The sequence below is a fragment of the Methylobacterium fujisawaense genome, from assembly GCF_014138435.1.
GTDB classification, from domain to species: Bacteria; Pseudomonadota; Alphaproteobacteria; order Rhizobiales; family Beijerinckiaceae; genus Methylobacterium; species Methylobacterium fujisawaense.
On record NZ_JACJIM010000002.1, the window covers coordinates 575,002 to 594,863 of the forward strand.

Genomic DNA, 19,862 nt, shown 5'->3' on the forward strand with positions numbered 1-19,862 from the left:
CTGACGGCGGCGCGCCGGTGCGCGCGGCCGCGGTTTAGGGGCCGTCGATGCATCTCGTGCGCATCGATACCGTCTCGCTCGACGAGGGTGAGGCGGCGGTGGATCTCGGGCAGGAGCCCGGCGATCTGGTTGTGCTGTCGTTCACCGACAGCGACCTCGCGGCGGTCGGTCAGGCCCACGCCGCAGAGCCCGGTCTGCCGAGTCTCCGGCTCGCGAAGCTCGCCAAACTGCGGCATCCGCTGTCGGTCGACCTCTACGTCGAACGCGTCGTGGCGCACGCCAAGGTCGTGGTGATCCGTTGTCTGGGCGGACTGGATTACTGGCGCTACGGGATCGAGCGCTGCGCCGAAACCGCGCGGGCGCACGGCGTCGTGCTCGCGGTCCTGCCGGGCGACGACCGGCCGGACCCCCGTCTCGCGCCGTTCTCCACCGATCCCGCCCTCGCCGGGGAACTCGACGCCTATTTCCGTGCCGGCGGTCCCGGCAATCTCCGGCGCATGCTGCGATCCCTGGCCATCCGGCTGGGCGCCGAGGGGGCGGTCGAGCCTCCGCAGCCCCTGCCCCGCGGCTTTCCCTGGTGTCCGGGTTGCGGCGCTCTCCCCCTCGAAACAGCCATTGCCGCGGCTGAAACGGCGATCCCGCTCGACGGCGCGCCGTCGCCCGCCCATCCGCTGGCCCTGCTGCTGATCTATCGCTCCGCCGTGCTCGGCGGCGACACCGAGCCGTTCGTCGCACTCTCAGCCGCCCTGCGCGCCCGCGGGATCGGGGCGCTGCCGATGGTCGTGTCGAGCCTGAAGGAGCCCGAGGCCGCCGCGGCGGTCGCCGATGCGGTGCGGGCGCGCAGACCCGACCTCGTCATCGCAGCCACGGCGTTCTCCGCGCGTGAGGACGGCACCGACTTCGTTCTCGACGGCGCCGGCTGCCCGGTCATTCAGGCGTTCACGGTAGGGTCACCGCGCGCGGCCTGGGAGGCGTCGGCCCGCGGCCTCGGCGCTTCCGATCTTGCCATGCAGATCGCGCTGCCGGAATTCGACGGCCGGCTCTCGGGCTTTCCGATCTCCTTCAAGGAGGAAAGCCCGGAGGTCGCCGGCTTCACCCAGCGGCGGGCGGTGCCCTACCCCGCAGGCATCGCCGCCCTGGCAGACCGGGCCGCGGGATGGCTGCGGCTGGCCGCCCTGCCCCGGCCGGCGCGCCGCGTGGCCCTGGTCCTGTCCGACTATCCGGCCCGGGGCGGCCGGGCCGGTTTCGCCGTCGGTCTCGACACGCCCGAGAGCGCCCGCGCCATCGCCGCCGACCTCGCCGCCGCGGGCTACGCGACGGGGGCGCTTCCGGAAGCCGGCACGCTGATGGCGGATCTCACGGAGGGTCCGGCCGCGTTCCGCGTGCCCCTCCCCGCCTACCAGGCCTGGTGGAACACCCTCCCCGAAGAGACGCGCGCCTCGATCACCGCCGTCTGGGGCGAGGCCGAATCCGATCCGGCCTGCGTCGACGGCGCCTTCCGGTTCCGGATGCTGACGGGCACGACCGCATCCGATCGGAGCGTCGCTCCGGATCGAACCGGGGACGGGGCGATCCGTGACCGCGGTCGGCTCGACGTCTTCCTGCAACCGGACCGCGGGCGCGATCCCGATCGCAAGGCCGGCTACCACGATCTCGACCGGGCTCCGACCCATGCCTATCTGGCGTTCCATCTCGGCCTGCAGCAGCACTTCGACGTTCTGGTGCAGCTCGGTACGCACGGGACAACCGAGTGGCTGCCCGGCAAAGCCGTGGCCCTGTCTCCCACCTGCTTGCCGGCGCTGTGCGTCGGCGGCCTGCCGGTGGTCTATCCCTTCATCGTCGATGATCCGGGCGAGGCCGCGCCGGTCAAGCGGCGCCTCGGCGGCGTCGCGCTCGGTCACCTGACGCCGGACGTCGCCGTCCACGCGCTGAAGCCGGAGGCCGCACGCCTGCGCGAGTTGGTGGAGGAATACGCCGCCGCGAGCGTGCTCGATCCCCGCCGCGCCGAACTGGTGGCCCGCACCATCCTCGAGGAGGCCGAGGCCGCCGGATTGCTCGACGGCGCCGGCATCGGCGCGGACACGCCGATGGACGAGGCGCTGACCCGGCTGGACGCGCACCTCTGCGACCTCGGCGAGACCGTCTTCCGCGACGGTCTCCACGTTTTCGCCCGAGCCCCGGGCGAGGCCGCGGAGGCGGTGCTGGCAAGCGCCGCCGCCGAGCGGACCGGGCTGCTCGCGGCCCTCGACGCCCGATTCGTCCGGCCGGGGCCCTCCGGCTCGCCGTCCCGCGGGCGCAGCGACGTGCTCCCCACCGGACGCAACCTCGCAACCCTGGACCCACGGGCCATCCCGAGCCGCGCCGCCGCGCTCCTCGGTGAGAGGGCCGCCGCCGCCGTGGTGACCCGCTACCTTCAGGACGAGGGTGCCTATCCGGCCCGGATCGTCATGGATCTCTGGGCCTCGCCGACACTGCGCACCGGCGGCGAGGATGTGGCGCATGCCCTCGCCCTCATGGGCGTGCGGCCGGTCTGGGACCATGCCAGCACTCGCGTCACCGGTTTCGAGATCCTTCCGCTGGCCATGCTCGACCGGCCCCGGATCGACGTCACCGTGCGGGTCTCCGGGGCGTTCCGCGACACGTTCCCCGAGACCCTGGCGCTGCTCGACCGGGCGACCCGCGCCGTGGCCGACAGGGACGAGGCCGACGACGAGAACCCGCTGGCGGCGGCCCGCCGACGGGGCGAGACGGCCGTGCGGGTCTACGGCGCTGCGCCGGGCCGCTACGGCGCCGGTACCGCCGCGACGGCCCTCGACGGCACATGGGATGGCCGCGCCGATCTCGGTCGCGCCTATCTTGCGGCCAGCACGCACGCCTATGGCGACCGCGAGGCGCCGGATGCGGATTTCTCCGCCCGGGTGGCGGGAGCCGACGCCTATCTCCACGCCTTCGACGTGGCCGAGCGCGATCTGTTCGACGGGGATGCCGCTGTGGACGCGATGGGCGGCTTCGCGGCCGCCGCTGCCCTGGAGGGGGCGAGCCCCGCGCTCTACAGCCTCGACGTCTCGCAGCCGGAGCGACCGAAAGCCCGAACCGCCCGGGAGGACGCGGCCCGCCTGATCCGAGGCCGCCTCGCCGATCCCCGCTGGATCGCCGCCCAGCTCCGTCACGGCTATCGCGGCGCGCAGGAGCTGGCTCAGGGGCTCGATGCGGTTTTCGTCCTCGCCGCCGCCAGCGATGCGGTGTCCGATGCCGGCTTCGAGACGCTGTACGCCGCCTGGATCGCCGATACCGAGGTGTTCGAGCGCCTGCGGGCCGCCAACCCCGCGGCCACCCGGGCGATCCTGGAACGGTTCGACGCCGCCCGGGACCGGGGACTCTGGCACAGCCGGCGCAACGCTCTTCCGGCCGACGCCTTGCTGCACGAGGCCGCCGAATGAGCGTCGCTCCGCGCCTGCATGGACGTGCGCTGCCCGAGGCGGCCAGCCGTCGGGGCTGGTGCCCCGGCCTGACCCGGCCGATGCCCACGGGCGACGGCTTGCTGGCGCGGGTACACCCGCCCCTGGGCGTCCTGACGCTCGGTCAGGCCCGCGCCGTGGCGGAGGGCGCCCGACGCTTCGGGAACGGGCACCTGGATCTCACCGCGCGGGCCAATCTCCAGATCCGGGGCGTCACCGAGGCGACGCAGGCTTCCCTTGCCGCGTGGCTCTCGGCCCAGGGCCTCGGCGACGTGCGGGCCGATGGCGGGCCTCAGCGCTTGACACTCACGAGCCCGCTGGCAGGCTGCGATCCGGAGGAGGCCATTGACGTGCCGGGACTGGCCCGTGCCGTCGAAGCGGCGGGGCTGACGATTCCCGGCCTGCCGGCCAAGACCCTGGTCGTGATCGAGGGACGCGTCGATCGGGCGACCGCGGAGGCCGATTGCGCCGTGATCGCTAACGGACCCGGCCGCATTGCGATCACGATCGCTTGCGGCGAGGGGCGGCAGGATCTTCTGACCTGCGGGGAACGGGAAGCGCCCGACGTGGTGGCCGCCGTGCTCACCGCCTTCGCGCGGACCGGCCGGCGCCGGATGCGCGATCTGTCGGAAGACGAAAGGGCGACGCTGACGGAGGCGCTGCGGACCGGAGAGCGACCACGCGTCGCAGCGCGCGGAGGCGAAAGCTTATGGCCCGGCCAAGCCCGGCAGCCACGAGGCGGACAGGACCTTCAGATCCTCGCCATCGACGCGCCCTTCGGTCGCTGTACGGCCGACGCCCTCGACCGGCTCGCGGATGCCGCGGTCACGCTCGGCGCGGACGATCTTCGACTGTCGCCGACCCGCGGTTTCATGCTCCTGGCCCCCCCGGACGTCCCGGCAGCGGCGGTGCGAGAGGCCCTGTCGGTGGACTTCATCGTTGCCGCCGACGACCCGCGGCGGGCGATCGATGCCTGCACGGGTGCCCCGGGCTGCGCCTCCGGGTCGACCCGGACCCTCACCGATGCGGCGCGCCTCGCGGCGGCGTTCGCTCCCCTGGCGGCCTTGGGCCGCGCCGCGCACGTCTCGGGATGCGCCAAGGGATGCGCCCGACCGGGGCCGGCCGACCTGACCCTCGTCGGTCGCGATGGTCTGTACGGCGTGGTGATCGGCGGTGCCCCCGCCGATGAGCCGGCGATGCATCTCCCTATCGAGGCCGTGCCGGAGCGGTTAGGAAGAGCCAAGATCGTCGGGCTGTCCGCCGCCTTCGCGCCGGAGACGACCTGGACGGACAGCGGGAGGACCAGGAGACCGGCATGAGCGCGAGCCAGAACGCCCTGCGCCAGACAGGATCGGAGCCGGCCGCGGCCCACGAATCCCCGTCCCGCTATGAGTATATCCGCGACGGCGGCGCGATCTACGCGCGCTCCTTCGCGATGATCCGCGCCGAGGCGGATCTCGGACGCTGGTCGGGCGCCGCCGAGCGCGTCGTCGTGCGCATGATCCATGCCTGCGGGATGACCGACCTGCCGACCGATGTGGAGATGTCGCCGGGCTTCGCGGAAGCGGGCGTCGCGGCCCTGAAGGCCGGCGCGCCGATCCTGTGCGATGTCCGCATGGTCGCCGACGGCGTCACCCGGGCACGGCTGCCCGCCGATAACGACGTGGTCTGCACGCTCGGCGATCCCCGCGTGCCGGAGCTCGCCCGGAGCCTCGGCACAACGCGGTCCGCAGCCGCCATGGAGCTGTGGCGCGAACGCCTGCCGGGTAGCGTCGTGGCGGTGGGCAACGCGCCGACCGCCCTGTTCCGCCTTCTGGAGCTGCTCGACGCCGGCGTCGCGCCTCCGGCCGCGGTGATCGGTATCCCGGTGGGTTTCGTCGGCGCGGCCGAATCGAAGGAGGCGCTGGCCCGGGACGGTCGCGTGCCGTTCGTGGTCGTGCACGGGCGGCGCGGCGGCAGCGCCATGACGGCCGCCGCTATCAACGCGCTCGCCAGCGAGGTCGAGTGATGGACGGTTTCGAACGCCTCGACGGCCCGACCGAGGAGCTGTCCGCGGCGGCGATGACGGGAACGCTCTACGGGGTCGGCATGGGCCCGGGCGATCCGGATCTGCTGACCGTGAAGGCGCAGCGCATCCTGATGCGCGCGCCGGTGCTGGTGCATTTCTGCAAGCGCGGCCGGCGGGGCAACGCCCGCACCATCGCGGACGCGATCCTGCGCGATCCGGCCCGCGAGATGGCACTGGCCTATCCCTACACCACCGAGATTCATCCCGAGCATCCGGAATACGTCACCGCGCTGGCGGGCTTCTACGACGAGGCGGCCGGTAAACTCGCCGACCACCTCGGCGCCGGGCGCGACGTCGCGATCCTGTCGGAGGGCGACCCGTTCTTCTACGGCTCGTTCATGCACCTGTGGCGGCGCCTGAAGGACCGCTTCCCCGTGGAGGTGATTCCGGGCGTCACCGGGATGTCGGGTTGCTGGACTCGGGCCGGCACGCCGATCACCTGGGGCGACGACGTCCTCACCGTCCTGCCGGCGACCCTCTCGCTCGAGGCCCTGACGGAGCGCCTGCGCGGCACCGACGCCGCCGTCGTGATGAAGCTTGGGCGCCATCTGCCGAAGGTGCGCGCCGCTCTGTCGGCCGCCGGGCTGCTCGCCCGTGCGGTCTATGTGGAGCGCGGCACCATGGCGGGCGAACGGGTGGTGATGCTGGCCGACAAGGCCGACGACGACGCACCCTACTTCTCCATGGTCCTTCTGCCCGGAGAGGGACGGCGGCCGTGAGCGGAAGCCTTGCCGTCGTCGGCCTCGGCCCGGGCGACGCCGCGTTGCTGACCGAGTCCGCCCGCCGGGCGCTGGATGCGGCGGAGGATGTCGTCGGCTACTTCCCCTATGTCGCCCGTGTGCCCGAGCGACCCGGCCTGGTCCGGCATGCCAGCGACAATCGGGTGGAGGTCGACCGGGCGCGCCACGCGCTGCAGCTCGCCGCCTCCGGACGACGGGTCGCGGTCGTCTCCGGCGGCGATCCGGGGGTCTTCGCCATGGCGGCGGCGGTGTTCGAGGCGGTGGAGCAGGGCGAGCCTGACTGGCGCGACCTCGCGATCACCGTGGAGCCGGGCGTCACCGCCATGCTGGCCGCCGCTGCCCGGCTCGGCGCGCCCCTCGGCGGCGATTTCTGCGCGCTGTCGCTCTCGGACAACCTGAAGCCCTGGCCGGTGGTGACCGCGCGGCTGGAGGCGGTGCTGCGCGCCGACTTCGTGATCGCGCTCTACAATCCGATCTCCGCCGCCAGGCCCTGGCAGCTCGGGGCGGCTCTGGAGATCGCGTCCGGGATCCGCGCGCCCCACACGCCGGTGATGTTCGCCCGCGCCATCAGCCGGCCGGACGAGGCGATCCGGGTCGCGACCCTCGCCGAGGCGCGCGACGTGCCGGCCGACATGGCCACGATGGTCATCCTGGGCGCCTCGACGACGCGGCTGATCCCGCGCGCCGGCCGGACGCCCTTCGTCTACACGGCCCGCAAGGTTGAGGAACCGGCGTGATCGCCCGCCTCCAGCCAGCGGAGGGCGCCCGCAGCGTCCGGGACGCTCGGCACGTCGGGCTTGCCCGGCCGGCGCACCATGACGACGGGGATTCCGAGGGTGCGCGCCGCCGCGATCTTGCCGTAGGTCGCCGCCCCGCCGGCATTCTTGCTGACGAGAATCTCGATGCCGCTCGTGCGCATGAGCGCAGCCTCCGACGCGACATCGAAGGGCCCGCGGGCTTCCAGGGCGGTGAGGTGCGGCACCGGCAGGATCCCGCCCAACGGCTCGACCGTGCGCGCCAGATAGGTGTGTTGGGGGGCCGCCGCGAAGACCCCGGCCTCCTGCCGGCCGATCGTCAGGAACACGCGCCGCGGCGCGGATCCGAGGGCGGCGACCGCCTCATCCATCCGGTCGACCTCGATCCAGAGATCGCCGGGCTCGCGCGTCCAGGCGGATCTGCGGATCGCGAGGATCGGCACCGCCGTCAGGGCGGCTGCGCACGCCGCATGGTGCGACATCGTCGCGGCGAAGGGATGGGTCGCGTCGATCAGGCAATCGATCGCGTCGGCTTTCAGGTAGTCGGCGAGGCCCTCGATCCCGCCGAATCCGCCGATCCGGGTCGGCACGGGCTCGGGCTTCGGCGCGGCCGTCCGGCCGGCCAGCGAGAGCGTCACGGACAGATCCGCCCGACCAGCGAGCGACCGGACCAGGGTGCTCGCCTCGCCGGTCCCGCCGAGGATCAGAATCCGCATCGTGCCGCTCGTCGGGAACGCCGTGTCCATGGACGCCTTGTCCATGAGCCCTGAGGCGCTGTCGAGCTTACCCTGGCTGTCGATCGTCGGCATCGGCGAGGACGGGCGGGCCGGATTGACGCCGGCCGCCGCCGCCGCGCTTGATGCCGCCCGCGTGGTCTATGGCGGCCGACGCCATCTCGCCCTCGCGGGTCCGCTCGATGCGGAGACGCGGCCCTGGCCGAGCCCGATCCACGAGGCCTATCCGGAGATTCTCGCGCGGCGGGGGCAGCCGACCTGCCTCCTCGCTACCGGCGACCCCTTCCACTATGGCATCGGCGCCGAGATCGCCCGGATGGTGCCGGCGGCCGAGATCCGCGCCTTCCCGCAGCCTTCGGCCTTCAGCCTCGCCTGTGCGCGGCTCGGCTGGCCGCTGGCCGAATGCGCGCTGGTCACGCTCCATGGCCGCGCGCTGACCCGGATCGTGCCGCATCTCCAGCCCGGGGCGCGGGTGCTCGTGCTGTCCTGGGACGGCACGACCCCCGGCGCGCTCGCCGCATTGCTTTGCGCGCGGGGCTTCGGCGCGTCGACGCTGACGGTGCTGGAAGCGATGGGCGGTCCGAATGAACGGGTCGGTACGACCCGCGCGGACGCGTTCGACCGCGCCGACATCGACGCGCTGAACACGGTGGCGATCGCGGTGGCGGGGCCCGGTCACGCCCTTCCCCTCGCCCCGGGCCTCGACGACGGCCTGTTCGAGAATGACGGCCAGCTCACCAAGGCCGAGATCCGGGCTCTGACCCTATCGGCGCTCCGTCCGCATCCGGGCCTGCATCTCTGGGATGTCGGCGCCGGCGCAGGCTCGATCGCGATCGAGTGGATGCTCCGTCACTGGAGCCTGCGCGCCACGGCGATCGAGGGACGCCCGGACCGGGCCGAGCGCATCCGTCGCAACGCCGTCACACTGGGGACGCCGGACCTCTCCGTCGTCGTCGGCACCGCCCCCGGGGCACTCGAGGGCCTGCCGACGCCGGATGCGGTCTTCATCGGTGGCGGCGTCTCCGAGCCCGGGGTCCTGCCAGCGGTGCTTGCGGCCCTCCGGAGCGGTGGTCGCTGCGTGGCCAATGCCGTCACCCTCGAAGGCGAGGCCGCGCTGCTCGCGGCCTTCGCGGCGCAGGGCGGAAGCCTGCGTCGCTACGGTGTCGAGCGGGCGAGCCCGGTCGGCGGGATGCATGGCTGGCGCACCGCCATGCCGGTGACCCAATGGGCCTGGACCAAGCCGTGACCGGATTGCTGGTCGCCGGGATCGGCTTCCGTCGGGGGACCGACGCCGACGAGATCGCGGCGCTGATCGAGCGCGCGCTCGCGGCGCTCGGTGCCGACCGGTCGAGCCTGACGGCCGTCGCCACGGCGGCCGACCGGGCCGCAGAGCCGGCGATCCGCGCGGCGACGGCACGGTTCGGCCTGTCGCCCCAGCCCGTGGCAGCCGCCGCGCTGCAGGCGCGCGACGCCGAGATCGTCACCCGCTCGGCGCGGATCGAACAGCTGCGCGGCGTCGGCTCGCTGGCCGAGGCGACGGCCCTGGCCGGCGCCGGGCCGCAGAGCCGCCTCGCCCTGCCGCGGATCACGAGCGCCGGCGCCACTTGCGCCCTGGCCGTCCGATGCGACACGACACGGGACACATGACCGTTCATTTCATCGGCGCCGGACCCGGCGCGGCCGACCTGATCACGGTGCGCGGGCGCGACCGCATCGCGGCCTGTCCCGTTTGCCTCTACGCCGGATCGCTCGTGGCCCCCGAGATCCTGGGCTGGTGTCCGCCCGGCGCCCGGATCGTCGACACGGCCCCCCTCGACCTCGACGCCATCATGGCGGAGATCCGGACGGCGCACACGGCCGGACAGGACGTGGCACGCCTCCATTCCGGGGACCTGTCGATCTGGAGCGCGCTGGCAGAGCAGATGCGCCGGCTCGACGCGCTGGCGATTCCCTACACGGTTACGCCGGGCGTCCCGGCCTTCGCTGCCGCAGCCGCCCTGCTGCGCCGCGAATTGACGGTCCCCGGCGTGGCGCAGACCGTGGTCCTGACCCGGACCTCAGGCCGCGCGAGTGCCATGCCCGAGGGGGAAACCCTGTCGGCCTATGCGGCCACCGGGGCGACCCTGGCGATCCACCTGTCGATTCATGCGGTCGAGGCGGTCGCCGCGGAACTGATCCCGTTCTACGGGCCGTCCTGCCCAGCGGCGGCTGTGTTCCGGGCCTCCTGGCCCGACGAGCGGGCGCTGGTCGGCGATCTCGCTACGTTGCCCGGCCTCGTCGCGGCGGCCGGCCTGGAGCGCACCGCCCTGATCCTGGTTGGGCCCGCCCTCAGCGCCGCGGGCTTCCGCGAGAGCGCGCTCTACGCGCCCGATTACGACCGGCGATACCGGCCCGGCGGCACCGTGGGCCAGCCGTCGTGAGCGCCCCCGGCCTCCTCGTCGCGGCGCCGCGCTCCAGCTCCGGCAAGACGACCGTGACCCTCGCCCTGATGCGCGCCCTCACCCGGCGCGGCCTGCGGGTCCGCGGCGCGAAATGCGGTCCAGACTACATCGACCCGGCCTTTCACCAAGCCGCCACCGGCCATCCGAGCTTCAATCTCGACAGCTTCGCCATGGCGACGCCCCTCCTCGACACGCTCGCGGGCGAGACGGCGGCGGCGGCGGATCTGGTGATCGCCGAGGGCTCCATGGGCCTGTTCGACGGCGTCCGGGCAGCCGAGAACCGGACCGGGGCGAATGCCGACATCGCGGCGCGCTACGGCTGGCCGGTCGTGCTCGTGGTGGACGTGTCGGGCGCGGCGCAATCGGCGGCTGCAGTAGCGCTGGGCTGCACGCTCTACGATCCCCGCGTGCGGATCGCCGGGGTCATCCTCAACAAGGTGGCGAGCGACCGCCATCGCCGGCTCGTCGAAGCCGGCATGGAACGCGCTGGATTGCCGGTGCTCGGCGCCCTGATGCGCGACGCGCAGCTGGTCCTGCCCGAACGCCATCTCGGGCTCGTCCAGGCCGGCGAGACCGCGGATCTTACCGCCCGCCTCGACCGGCTGGCCGACCTCGCGGAAGCCGGTATCGACCTCGACGCCGTCACGGCCAGTGCGGGCGGCACCGTGCCGGCCTCCGGCGGCCGGCTACCGCGGCCGCCCGGACAACGCGTGGCGGTCGCTCGGGACGCGGCGTTCAGCTTCCTCTATCCACACCTTGCGACCGGGTGGCGGTTGGCCGGTGCCGAACTCGTCCCCTTCTCACCCCTCGCCGACGAAGGCCCACCGGAGGATTGCGACGTCTGCTGGCTGCCGGGGGGCTATCCCGAACTGCATGCGGGCCGGATCGCCGGCGCCGTCCGTTTCCTGGACGGGCTGCGCGACTTCGCCAGGACACGCCCCGTCCACGGAGAGTGCGGCGGCTACATGGTCCTCGGGCAGACGCTTCAGGACGCCGACGGCACCACCCATCCCATGGCGGGCCTCCTCCCGGTGGCGACATCCTATCACCGCCGCAAGTTGCATCTCGGCTATCGCGTCGCGCGGCTCTGCGGATCCGGCATGCTCGGAGAAGACGGGGCGCGCCTCATCGGCCACGAGTTCCACTACGCCACCGAGCTCTCGCCGATCGCACCGGAGGCATCAGCGCTCGCTCGCGTTTCGGATGCGGAGGGTGTGGACCTGGGGTTTGCCGGACATCGGGTCGGCCCCGTCACCGGCAGCTTCTTCCACCTGATCGCGTCTGACGCACCCTGAAACCGTCCCGGATGCAGCCGCCTCCGGGGCGCGCCGGGCGAGGCCCGCCAGCCCGCCTGTCAGGCCGGATCCGCCGCCGGCGCCGCCGTGCGGTTCTGCGCGAGGCGCGCGGCGCTGCGGACCAGCGCCAGCACATCGCGGCGCATCTGCTCATCCTCGATCTGGGCGTAGGCGCGCAGAAGCTCGATGGCACCGTGGGCGCTGAGGAAGCCGAACACGTCCTCCTGGGCGTTCTCGCGGGGCTCGGTCTCCTCGAAGAACGCGGAAACCGGAACTTCGAGAAGGCGCGCGATCTCCCGCAACCGGCCGGCGCCGACCCGGTTCTGACCCTTCTCGTATTTCTGGACCTGCTGAAAGGTCACCCCAACCGCATTGCCGAGAGCGGTCTGGCTCATGCCCCGCGCCTTGCGCAGGGCTGTGATGCGAATCCCGACGAGACGATCGACGTCGGTGGTCTGCTTCGGCATCGTTTGCCCAGGGGAATCCTTCTCCATGGAGTGGGATGCATCCTCCTGCGAATGCGGTGTTTTCGCCTCGCTATCGCGCCGCTTCACCGCCCGCCCCTAAGTCGCATGTCGTGCACGCCGTGTGGCCGGTCATCCCTGCCGCTCATGCGGCTATAGCCCTGATCCCGACACAGGTGGCGTGCACCGCAGTTGGACACCAAGTTGTCAAGCTTCGCAAGTCAAAGGTTACAGCTTCTAGTTTAAGTACACACATCTTTGCAACATTGTTGCGGAAATGTCGATGGCGATGATTGGGCAGCTTAAGTGGTGCGCCTTGTCGCCGCGCAGGTGTTCCCCTTAGGACCGCCGATGCTTGTAGGATTGGTAGCGCGCAGGAGAGACGCATGTTCATCGCGATGAATCGCTTCAAGGTCGTCAAGGACGCGACGGCCGACTTCGAGGCCGTCTGGCTCGGCCGCGACAGCCATCTCGGCGAGATGCCCGGCTTCGTGGAATTCCACCTCCTGCGCGGCCCCGAGCACGAAGACCACGTCCTGTACGCCTCGCACACGATCTGGCGGTCGCACGCGGATTTCGAAGCTTGGACCCGATCCGAGCAGTTCCGCAAGGCGCACGGTCGCGTGCCTTCGACCAAACCCCTGTATCTCGGTCATCCCCAGTTCGAGGGTTTCGAGACGATCCAGACCGTCGCCAGACCCGCCGACGCCGAGGCGACGTCTTAAAGCTCAACCGAGAGTCCTTGCCCGTTCCGCATGCGGGGCGGGCGCAGGGCCGGTTGAAACTTCGGACGAAGAAACGCGCTTGAATTGAAACGACGCGTTCGATGACGGCCGAACTCCAACATTGGCGGCCGCCGCATGCGTCATGCCGGCGCTCAGCATTAATCATGTATTGCAACGGCTGGGCGCGCGCTCTAGGTCGCAGCCTCCCTCCGTGACAGCGAATGCGACCCTGCCGGGCCCGCGGCTTGCTCCGTCACCGTCACCAGGCGGCGCCGAAACCTTTCGTGTCTCAGACTGGTACAGAGTCCGACTAAGACGGGACGTTGCGGGTCAGATGTTTCACGATCGGCTTCCGGAGACGTTTCAGGCGCTGCCCACCTCGGCGGAGCGCCGACGCAACGTATGGTCGGCGCTGCTGCCCCGGCGCGGTCGTGCGCTGGCGCGGATCGCCCTGTCGACGACGCTCGCCGCGACCGATCTCGTGGCGATCGTGATGGTGGCCCTGGGCGTCGAGTTCGCCTACCACGCCCTCGCCCAGGACAGCGCATTCTGGGCGAGCAGCGTTCGCGGCCTGCGCCTGTCGGCGCTGCTGGGACTGGTGATCATCGCCGCGAACGTCCTGCGCGAGGAGTACAGCCTCGAGAACGTCATGGCGCAGAAGCCGGGCGTTCAACGGGTGGCCTCCCTCTGGCTGGTCGCCTGGGCCGCCGTGCTGGTCGTGAGCTTCATGACCAAGACGACCAACGATTATTCGCGCCTGATCTCATTCGGGACGTTCGCCGTGGGCCTTCCGGTCCTGATCGCGGCCCGGGCATCGGTGCGGCGCCTCGTGCGGGCGCGGCTCAGTGCCGGCTCGGCCACGGCCAGCCGGATCCACCTCGTCGGCTACGAGGAGGACATCGCGCGCTTCTACGCCGGCAAGGAAGCCGATCATCTCGGCTCGCGGATCATCGGGACCAGCTACCTTCGACGGGTCGATCCCGGCGCCGACGTGGCCACCCGATACGACCAGCTGCAGGAGGATCTCGACCTCGCGGTCTCGGTGGTGCGATTCCTCCGGCCGGACGACGTCTTCGTGCTCGTGCCGTGGGCCGACACCGCGGAGGTCGAGCGGTGCATCGACGCGTTCCTGCGGGTGCCCTCGGCCCTGCATCTGCGCCCCGGCGCCGTCCTCGATCGCTTTCCCGATCTGCAGGTCGCCCGGGTCGGCGGAGTCTCGGGGATCAATATCGGTCGTCGGCCGCTCAATCTGGGCGAGGTGATGCTGAAGCGCCTCCTCGATCTGACCTTGGCGACCATCGCCCTGGTGTCGCTGTCCCCGCTGCTGGCGGCCATCGCCGTTGCGATCAAGCTCGACAGCCCCGGCCCGGTCTTCTTCCGGCAGAAGCGCTACGGTTTCAATCAGCAGCCGTTCGGCGTCTTCAAGTTCCGGTCGATGCGCACGGATGCGAATGCCGCCTTCCGGCAGGCGACCCGCAACGACAGTCGGATCACCCGGGTCGGCGCGATCCTGCGCCGGACCAATCTCGACGAGCTGCCCCAGCTGATCAACGTCCTGCGCGGGGAGATGTCGCTGGTGGGTCCCCGCCCGCATGCGCTGGCCCACGACCGGAGCTTCGAGCGGCGGATCGCCCTGTATGCACGCCGCCACAACGTGAAGCCTGGGATCACGGGTTGGGCTCAGGTCAACGGCTACCGGGGGGAGACCCAGACCGACCTCGCCATGGAGCAGCGCGTCGCCTGCGATCTGCACTACATCGACAACTGGTCGATCTGGTTCGATATCCAGATCATGATCCAGACGGTCATTTCGCGCCGCGCATACCAGAACGCGTTCTAAGGCGCGGGCGCGAGGCGGTCGGGAGGCGCCATGCCCGCAGGCGTGGCACGCTCGTGGATTGCTCCCCGCCGTCAGCGCGGACGGGCTGGACCAGGCAACTCGGTCTCGCGGCTCAGGGTGCCAGCTTCCGCTGACGACAGGTGCCGCAATCGCCCTCGACCTCCAGGATGCTGTGGGTCGGCGTGAATCCGGCCCGCTCCAGAGTGCGCCCGAGGCTGCCCTCGACCTCCTCCGACGAGGCCTCGTCGACGCCGCCGCAGGTCCGGCAGATCAAAAAAATCACCCCCTCCCCGGGCGCGTGGCCGTGCGCGCAGGGGATGAAGGCGTTGCGGCTCGCGATCCGATGGACCAGCCCCTGATCCATCAGGAAATCGAGGGCGCGGTAGACCGAGACCGGGGCCACACGCTTGCCCGGCGCGCTCAGCCGCTCGGCGATGTCGTAGGCGCCCTGAGCCTTCCCGGCCTCGGCCACGGCCTCCAGCACCTCGCGGCGCAGGGGCGTGAACTGCAGACCGCGCTCGCGACAGAGGGCCTCGGCCCGCGCGAGAATGTCACCGGTGCCGGCGTGGCACGCGTCGTGACCCTCGTGACGGTGCATGATTGCTCCAAACATGATCCGCAGGTTGTCCCGCGGGTTTGTTACAGTGTATCACCGCGGCCCAGGACCGCACCAGTAGCTCTGCGTGGTGCCCGCGCCGGTGTCAGTGCGCGACGAGGATTCCTTGCCGACTATTCCCAGCCCGAGACGCGCGGCCCGACGATCGCTGTTCCAGAGCGGGATCGGCCTGCGGCTGGCGCTCGCCGCGACGCTCGCGGCGCTGGTCTGGCTGACCATCGCCTGGGCGCTTTCGGCATGAGCGGCCGAAATCCGGATCCGATCCGCCTCGTCGGCCTCACCCTCGGTTACGACCGGCATCCAGCGGTCCACCACCTCGACGGGACCGTGCGAGCGGGCGACCTGCTCGCGCTGGTCGGACCGAACGGCGCCGGCAAGTCGACGCTGCTGAAGGGCATGGCCGGAGAGATTCGCTGCCTCGACGGCCGCATCGAACGTGCGGGCGCCCTGGCCTACATGCCGCAGGCGGACGAGATCGACCGGAGCTTTCCGCTCACCGTCATGGATCTCGCCGGGATGGGTCTCTGGCGGCAGGCGGGGGCGTGGCGCAGCCTCGTCCGGCGGCGGCCGGCCATCGAGGCCGCGCTGGCGGCGGTCGGCCTCGAGGGCTTCGCGGCGCGGCCGATCGGCACCCTGTCGGGTGGTCAGTTCCGGCGCGCGCTGTTCGCCCGGCTGATCCTGCAGGATTGCCCCGTCGTGCTCCTCGACGAGCCGTTCACCGGGATCGATGCGCGGACGGTCGACGATCTGCTGGTGCTGATTGCGACCTGGCACAAGGAGGGGCGGACCGTGATCGCCGCCCTGCACGACCTCGCGCAGGTCCGCGCGCATTTCCCGACGACGCTGCTGCTCGCCCGGGAGCCCGTGGCCTGGGGGCCGACCGCGCGGGTCCTGACCGCCGAGAATCTGGCCCGCGCCCGCAACCTGTCCGAGGCCTGGGACGAGGGCGCGGCGATCTGCGAAGGACCGCGGAAGCCCGCGGAGCCGGCGCACGATCACGGCCGGGCTGCGCATCACCATCACGAGGACGCCGCGTGACCGATCCGTTCGGGTCTCTGTTTGCGCCGTTCGTCGAATTCGGCTTCATGCGCCGGGCGCTGGCGGGTTGCCTCGCCCTGTCGGTGTCGGCACCGCCCATCGGCGTCTTCCTGACGCTGCGCCGCATGAGCCTCATGAGCGACGCGATGAGCCACGCGATCCTGCCGGGGGCTGCGGTCGGCTTCCTGGTCGCCGGCCTGTCCCTGCCGGCGATGACGCTGGGCGGCCTCGTCGCCGGCCTCGCGGTGGCCCTGCTCGCGGGCGCCGTCACCCGGGCGACCACGATCCGGGAGGACGCCAACCTCGCGGCCTTCTACCTCATCTCGCTCGCCGCCGGCGTGCTGCTGGTCTCCCTGCGCGGATCGCAGATCGACCTCATGCACTTCCTGTTCGGCTCGGTCCTGGCCCTGGACGATTCCGCCCTCTGGCTGCTCGGCGGCATCAGCACGCTGACCCTGCTGGCGCTCGCCGTGATCTACCGGCCGCTCGTGATGGAATGCGTCGACCCGCTGTTCCTGCGGAGTGTCAGCCGCAGCGGCGGTCCCGTGCACCTCGCGTTCCTGGCGCTCGTGGTGGTCAACCTCGTCGGCGGGTTCCAGGCCCTCGGGACCCTGCTGGCGGTCGGCCTGATGCTGCTGCCCGCAGTGGCGGCCCGGTTCTGGGCCCGCGACCTGGCCGGACTGATCCCGGTCTCGATGCTGATCGCCGCCCTCGCGAGCGTCTCGGGGCTCAGCCTGTCGTACCAGTACGACCTGCCGAGCGGCCCGGCCATCGTTCTGGCGGCGGGGGCCCTCTATGTCGCCTCGATGATGGTGGGGCCGCGCGGCGGCCTGCTGCGCCGCCTCGTGCGGCCGCGTCACCTCGAAGCCTGATCAGGGCTGGTCCTTCAGGGCCGCGAGACCTTCGCGGTAGGTCGGATAAGCGAGGGCCACGCCGAGCTCCTCGCGGATCAGCCGGTTCCGCACGCGCTTGTTCTCGCCGTAGAAGCTGCGCGCCATCGGCGACAGGTCGGCGGTCTCGAAATCGATCTCGGGCGGCAGCGGCAGGCCGGTGAGGGAGGCGGCGTGCTCGGTCACCGTCTGGGGCGCGGTCGGCTCGTCGTCCGTGACGTTGTAGATCGCCCCCGGCCGCGGGCGGTCGATGGAGGCCAGCAGCGTCGTGGCGATGTCATCGACATGGATGCGGTTGAAGACCTGCCCGGCCTTCACGATGCGCTGCGAACGACCCTCGCGCAGTTTCACGATCGGGTTGCGCCCGGGTCCGTAGATGCCCGAGAGCCGGAAGATCTGCACGGCCTTCCCGGTCTCGGCGCCGAGCGCGAGCCACGCCGCCTCGGCCTCGAGGCGCACCTTCGACCGGGCGCTGCGTGGCGCCGCAGGTGTCGCCTCGTCGATCCACGCGCCGCCCTGGTCTCCGTAGACGCCGATCGTCGAGAGATAGCCGATCCAGCCGATCCGGCTCGCCGCGATGGCGTCCCCGTAGCGGGCGAGAACCGGGTCGCCGGCCTCGCCGGGGGGGGCCGAGGCGAGCAGCACGTCCGTGTCGGCGAGATCCGCGGCGATCCGGGGATCGTCGGCCTCCGGCCCGAAGGCGCGCATGGCGAACCCGGTCTCCGCCGCGACGCGGTCGGCGGCCGCGGGATCCGTGACGCTGGCGCGGACGGTCCCGAAACGCGCTCGCGCCCGTTCGGCGAAACGGCGGCCGGTGAAACCGAGCCCGAAGACGAAGAGATTCATGGGGCGGATGTCTCGCCCACGGGCGATTCCGTCAAGGCGGCGGCGGCCGTCCACTCGTCGCGGACATGGGCGTCGGTCTCGCGGTCGCCATGAAGGCGGCCGAGCGCGTGCAGGGCATCCGGCGCGAGCAGCCGGCCGCAGGCCCAGACCGCCATGCCGCGCACCAGGGGAGACGCGTCATCGAGGGCCGCGACGGCCGCGCCCGCCAGATCGGGATCGCCGGAATTGCCGATCGCGATCATGACGTTGCGCAGGAAGCGGTCGCGCCCCGTGCGCTTCACCGGCGTGCCGGCGAAGAACGACCGGAACGCCGCATCGTCGAGACCGGCGAGATCCGCCAGCGCCGGGGCCGCCAGATCCGCGCGCGCGGCGAGCCGGTTCTCCGCCGCCGTACGGGCGAACTTGTTCCAGGGACAGACGGCGAGGCAGTCGTCGCAACCGAAGACCCGGTTTCCGATCGCCGGCCGGAACGCGGCAGGGATCGGACCGGCATGCTCGATCGTGAGATACGAGATGCACCGGCGGGCATCGAGCCTGTAGGGGGCCGGAAAGGCGTCGGTCGGGCAGATGTCCAGGCAGGCGCGGCAGGAGCCGCAATGGTCGCGCTCCGGCGGGTCGGGCTCGAATTCCGCGCTCGTGTAGATCGCCCCGAGGAGCAGCCAGTTGCCGTGCCCGCGGGAGATCAGCACCGTGTGCTTGCCCTGCCAGCCGAGGCCGGCCGCCTCGGCGAGGGTCTTTTCCATGACGGGGGCGGTGTCGCAGAAAACCTTCACCCGCACGTCGCCCTTGGCGGAGAGATACCCCCCCAATTCTTTCAGACGACCCTTCAAAACCTCGTGATAATCCCGCCGCTGTGCATAAGCGGCGATGGCCCCGCGATCCGGCCGGGCCACGAGGTCCAGGGGATCGTGCTCGGGCCGGTAGCTCATCGCGAGCACCAGGATGCTGCGCAGGCCGGGCCACAAGTCCACCGGGCTCGCCCGTTGGTCGGCCCGCTCCGCCATCCACTCCATGGTGCCGTGCGCGCCCTCGGCGAGCCAGGTCGACAGGCGGCCCGGAAGGTCCGGGAGCCTGTCGGGACGGGTGACGCGCAGGCCGCAGAAGCCGAGCGTCCGGGCCCGGGTCTCGACGAGGCGGCGGAGATCGGCGCCGAAATAGGTTCGTCGGGCGGTCAGAAATCCAGATCCGCGTAATGGGCGGCCGGTGCCATGCCGGGCACGCGGTCGGCGAGCAAAGCGCGGAACGAGGGCCGCGACTTGACCCGCGCGTACCAGTTCCGGGCCATCTCGTCCTCGTCCCAGGGCACGTCGCCCAGGTAGTCGACGCAAGACAGATGGGCGGCCGCCGCCAGATCGGCATAGGTCAGGTTGTCGCCGGCGATCCATCGCCGCCTGGCGATCAGGTAGCCGATGTACTTGAGGTGGTAGCGCACGTTGGAGCGCGCGGCGCGGATCGCGTTCATGTCGGGCGGGCCGCCGCCCTCATGGGCCGACATGAAGCGCTTCGAGATCTTCTCGTTCACGAGGTAGGCCGTCACCTCGGACTCGAACTTGACCAGGAACCAGTCGAGCAGGCGCCGGACTTCGACGCGCTCGACGGTGTCCTCCGGCAGCATGCGCCGCCCCGAGAGCCCGAGGCCGCGGGTCTCGTCGAGATACTCGGCGATGACGCCGGCGCCGGGGACGACGAGCCCGTTCTGCTCCAGCAGCACGGGTGTGACGCCCGCCGGATTGATCAGCAGGAAGTCGTCGCGCCGTTCCCAGGGCCGTTCCTCGAACAGCGTCGGCTCCATGCCCATCTCGGCGAGTACGAGACGGATGAACCGGGAATTCGCGCAGAAGGGGAAGTGGTAGAGGGTTGCCATCGAGGCCGTGGAGGACGTTCGGTCTGCCAACGCGGCCTGTCCCGCGCTCGTCGAGGGCCCTGATGCGCAGGTGTTCGGCGCGCAGGAC

20 protein-coding genes are annotated in these 19,862 nt (G+C 71.6%); 14 read left to right on the forward strand and 6 right to left on the reverse strand.

What is annotated here, in order from left to right:
- The first annotated feature begins 47 nt into the window (after positions 1-47).
- The 5 genes from cobN to cobJ are packed head-to-tail and all read left to right on the forward strand — an operon-like array spanning position 48 to position 7,003.
- Positions 48-3,440 (forward strand): cobaltochelatase subunit CobN, encoded by a 3,393-nt coding sequence (gene cobN / locus GGQ91_RS07585; RefSeq protein WP_182591699.1) that lies wholly within the window; start codon positions 48-50, stop codon positions 3,438-3,440.
- Positions 3,437-4,777 (forward strand): precorrin-3B synthase, encoded by a 1,341-nt coding sequence (gene cobG / locus GGQ91_RS07590; protein ID WP_182591700.1) that lies wholly within the window; start codon positions 3,437-3,439, stop codon positions 4,775-4,777. The genes cobN and cobG overlap by 4 nt, the downstream gene beginning before the upstream one ends.
- The gene (locus tag GGQ91_RS07595) at positions 4,774-5,466 is read left to right on the forward strand and encodes a precorrin-8X methylmutase (RefSeq protein ID WP_257787421.1); all 693 of its coding nucleotides are present in this window, start codon (positions 4,774-4,776) and stop codon (positions 5,464-5,466) included. Before cobG ends, GGQ91_RS07595 begins: the two co-directional genes overlap by 4 nt.
- Entirely contained in the window at positions 5,466-6,245 is a 780-nt protein-coding gene (locus GGQ91_RS07600; protein ID WP_043758383.1) for a precorrin-2 C(20)-methyltransferase, read from the forward strand. The genes GGQ91_RS07595 and GGQ91_RS07600 overlap by 1 nt, the downstream gene beginning before the upstream one ends.
- On the forward strand, positions 6,242-7,003 hold the full coding sequence (gene cobJ, locus GGQ91_RS07605; RefSeq protein ID WP_043345289.1) for a precorrin-3B C(17)-methyltransferase: 762 nt from the start codon (positions 6,242-6,244) through the stop codon (positions 7,001-7,003). Before GGQ91_RS07600 ends, cobJ begins: the two co-directional genes overlap by 4 nt.
- On the opposite strand, the gene GGQ91_RS07610 is transcribed toward cobJ, so the two are convergent.
- Positions 6,970-7,737 (reverse strand): cobalt-precorrin-6A reductase, encoded by a 768-nt coding sequence (locus GGQ91_RS07610; RefSeq protein ID WP_246410598.1) that lies wholly within the window; start codon positions 7,735-7,737, stop codon positions 6,970-6,972. The two genes, cobJ and GGQ91_RS07610, sit on opposite strands and share 34 nt — an antisense overlap.
- A gap of 28 nt (positions 7,738-7,765) precedes the next feature.
- On the opposite strand from GGQ91_RS07610, the gene cbiE reads away from it, so the two are divergent.
- From cbiE to GGQ91_RS07630, 4 genes are read left to right on the forward strand one after another with little or no spacing between them, the layout of a single operon-like run.
- The gene (gene cbiE, locus GGQ91_RS07615; protein ID WP_403090980.1) at positions 7,766-9,001 is read left to right on the forward strand and encodes a precorrin-6y C5,15-methyltransferase (decarboxylating) subunit CbiE; all 1,236 of its coding nucleotides are present in this window, start codon (positions 7,766-7,768) and stop codon (positions 8,999-9,001) included.
- Positions 8,980-9,402: a cobalamin biosynthesis protein gene (locus tag GGQ91_RS07620; RefSeq protein ID WP_043345283.1), complete on the forward strand. Its 423-nt coding sequence runs from the start codon at positions 8,980-8,982 to the stop codon at positions 9,400-9,402. Before cbiE ends, GGQ91_RS07620 begins: the two co-directional genes overlap by 22 nt.
- On the forward strand, positions 9,399-10,175 hold the full coding sequence (gene cobM / locus GGQ91_RS07625) for a precorrin-4 C(11)-methyltransferase (RefSeq protein ID WP_043378566.1): 777 nt from the start codon (positions 9,399-9,401) through the stop codon (positions 10,173-10,175). Before GGQ91_RS07620 ends, cobM begins: the two co-directional genes overlap by 4 nt.
- Positions 10,172-11,491: a cobyrinic acid a,c-diamide synthase CobB gene (locus GGQ91_RS07630; protein WP_043758391.1), complete on the forward strand. Its 1,320-nt coding sequence runs from the start codon at positions 10,172-10,174 to the stop codon at positions 11,489-11,491. Before cobM ends, GGQ91_RS07630 begins: the two co-directional genes overlap by 4 nt.
- 59 nt (positions 11,492-11,550) lie before the next feature.
- Here the strand turns inward: GGQ91_RS07630 and GGQ91_RS07635 are convergent, their stop codons facing one another.
- A complete protein-coding gene (locus tag GGQ91_RS07635) occupies positions 11,551-11,985 on the reverse strand; it encodes a helix-turn-helix domain-containing protein (RefSeq protein WP_078947404.1) in 435 nt (144 codons plus the stop codon).
- A 356-nt stretch (positions 11,986-12,341) separates the two neighbouring features.
- On the opposite strand from GGQ91_RS07635, the gene GGQ91_RS07640 reads away from it, so the two are divergent.
- Positions 12,342-12,680, forward strand: a complete 339-nt coding sequence (locus tag GGQ91_RS07640) for a heme-degrading protein HmuQ (protein ID WP_043758394.1) — start codon at positions 12,342-12,344, stop codon at positions 12,678-12,680.
- A 334-nt stretch (positions 12,681-13,014) separates the two neighbouring features.
- Entirely contained in the window at positions 13,015-14,520 is a 1,506-nt protein-coding gene (locus GGQ91_RS07645) for an undecaprenyl-phosphate glucose phosphotransferase (protein ID WP_043378576.1), read from the forward strand.
- A gap of 112 nt (positions 14,521-14,632) precedes the next feature.
- On the opposite strand, the gene GGQ91_RS07650 is transcribed toward GGQ91_RS07645, so the two are convergent.
- A complete protein-coding gene (locus GGQ91_RS07650) occupies positions 14,633-15,118 on the reverse strand; it encodes a Fur family transcriptional regulator (RefSeq protein ID WP_043347562.1) in 486 nt (161 codons plus the stop codon).
- Positions 15,119-15,242: 124 nt separating this feature from the next.
- On the opposite strand from GGQ91_RS07650, the gene GGQ91_RS28390 reads away from it, so the two are divergent.
- Genes GGQ91_RS28390 through GGQ91_RS07660 form a run of 3 tightly spaced genes read left to right on the forward strand, consistent with a single transcriptional unit; the run spans position 15,243 to position 17,046 of the window.
- A complete protein-coding gene (locus tag GGQ91_RS28390) occupies positions 15,243-15,377 on the forward strand; it encodes a hypothetical protein (RefSeq protein ID WP_257787422.1) in 135 nt (44 codons plus the stop codon).
- Entirely contained in the window at positions 15,374-16,174 is an 801-nt protein-coding gene (locus tag GGQ91_RS07655) for a metal ABC transporter ATP-binding protein (RefSeq protein WP_043378579.1), read from the forward strand. The genes GGQ91_RS28390 and GGQ91_RS07655 overlap by 4 nt, the downstream gene beginning before the upstream one ends.
- Positions 16,175-16,221: 47 nt before the next feature.
- Complete coding sequence (locus GGQ91_RS07660; protein WP_051044682.1) at positions 16,222-17,046, forward strand: metal ABC transporter permease; 825 nt, start codon at positions 16,222-16,224, stop codon at positions 17,044-17,046.
- Here the strand turns inward: GGQ91_RS07660 and GGQ91_RS07665 are convergent, their stop codons facing one another.
- From GGQ91_RS07665 to GGQ91_RS07675, 3 genes are read right to left on the reverse strand one after another with little or no spacing between them, the layout of a single operon-like run.
- The gene (locus GGQ91_RS07665) at positions 17,047-17,910 is read right to left on the reverse strand and encodes an SDR family oxidoreductase (RefSeq protein WP_182591702.1); all 864 of its coding nucleotides are present in this window, start codon (positions 17,908-17,910) and stop codon (positions 17,047-17,049) included. It lies immediately after the preceding gene.
- Positions 17,907-19,085, reverse strand: a complete 1,179-nt coding sequence (gene queG / locus GGQ91_RS07670) for a tRNA epoxyqueuosine(34) reductase QueG (RefSeq protein ID WP_182591820.1) — start codon at positions 19,083-19,085, stop codon at positions 17,907-17,909. Before queG ends, GGQ91_RS07665 begins: the two co-directional genes overlap by 4 nt.
- Positions 19,082-19,774, reverse strand: a complete 693-nt coding sequence (locus tag GGQ91_RS07675) for a glutathione S-transferase family protein (protein ID WP_043347569.1) — start codon at positions 19,772-19,774, stop codon at positions 19,082-19,084. The genes queG and GGQ91_RS07675 overlap by 4 nt, the downstream gene beginning before the upstream one ends.
- Positions 19,775-19,862: the final 88 nt, after the last annotated feature.

What these genes read in the sequence shown, in the direction of transcription:
- GGQ91_RS07635 (WP_078947404.1), bottom strand. Translation starts at nt 11,985, where the DNA reads ATGGAGAAGGATTCCCCTGGGCAAACGATGCCGAAGCAGACCACCGAC.
- cobN (WP_182591699.1), top strand. Translation starts at nt 48, where the DNA reads ATGCATCTCGTGCGCATCGATACCGTCTCGCTCGACGAGGGTGAGGCG.
- GGQ91_RS07610 (WP_246410598.1), bottom strand. Translation starts at nt 7,737, where the DNA reads ATGCGGATTCTGATCCTCGGCGGGACCGGCGAGGCGAGCACCCTGGTC.
- cbiE (WP_403090980.1), top strand. Translation starts at nt 7,766, where the DNA reads ATGGACGCCTTGTCCATGAGCCCTGAGGCGCTGTCGAGCTTACCCTGG.
- GGQ91_RS07655 (WP_043378579.1), top strand. Translation starts at nt 15,374, where the DNA reads ATGAGCGGCCGAAATCCGGATCCGATCCGCCTCGTCGGCCTCACCCTC.
- GGQ91_RS07665 (WP_182591702.1), bottom strand. Translation starts at nt 17,910, where the DNA reads ATGAATCTCTTCGTCTTCGGGCTCGGTTTCACCGGCCGCCGTTTCGCC.
- GGQ91_RS07675 (WP_043347569.1), bottom strand. Translation starts at nt 19,774, where the DNA reads ATGGCAACCCTCTACCACTTCCCCTTCTGCGCGAATTCCCGGTTCATC.
- GGQ91_RS07595 (WP_257787421.1), top strand. Translation starts at nt 4,774, where the DNA reads ATGAGCGCGAGCCAGAACGCCCTGCGCCAGACAGGATCGGAGCCGGCC.
- GGQ91_RS07600 (WP_043758383.1), top strand. Translation starts at nt 5,466, where the DNA reads ATGGACGGTTTCGAACGCCTCGACGGCCCGACCGAGGAGCTGTCCGCG.
- cobG (WP_182591700.1), top strand. Translation starts at nt 3,437, where the DNA reads ATGAGCGTCGCTCCGCGCCTGCATGGACGTGCGCTGCCCGAGGCGGCC.
- GGQ91_RS07620 (WP_043345283.1), top strand. Translation starts at nt 8,980, where the DNA reads ATGGGCCTGGACCAAGCCGTGACCGGATTGCTGGTCGCCGGGATCGGC.
- GGQ91_RS07650 (WP_043347562.1), bottom strand. Translation starts at nt 15,118, where the DNA reads ATGCACCGTCACGAGGGTCACGACGCGTGCCACGCCGGCACCGGTGAC.
- GGQ91_RS07640 (WP_043758394.1), top strand. Translation starts at nt 12,342, where the DNA reads ATGTTCATCGCGATGAATCGCTTCAAGGTCGTCAAGGACGCGACGGCC.
- GGQ91_RS07660 (WP_051044682.1), top strand. Translation starts at nt 16,222, where the DNA reads ATGCGCCGGGCGCTGGCGGGTTGCCTCGCCCTGTCGGTGTCGGCACCG.
- cobM (WP_043378566.1), top strand. Translation starts at nt 9,399, where the DNA reads ATGACCGTTCATTTCATCGGCGCCGGACCCGGCGCGGCCGACCTGATC.
- GGQ91_RS07645 (WP_043378576.1), top strand. Translation starts at nt 13,015, where the DNA reads ATGTTTCACGATCGGCTTCCGGAGACGTTTCAGGCGCTGCCCACCTCG.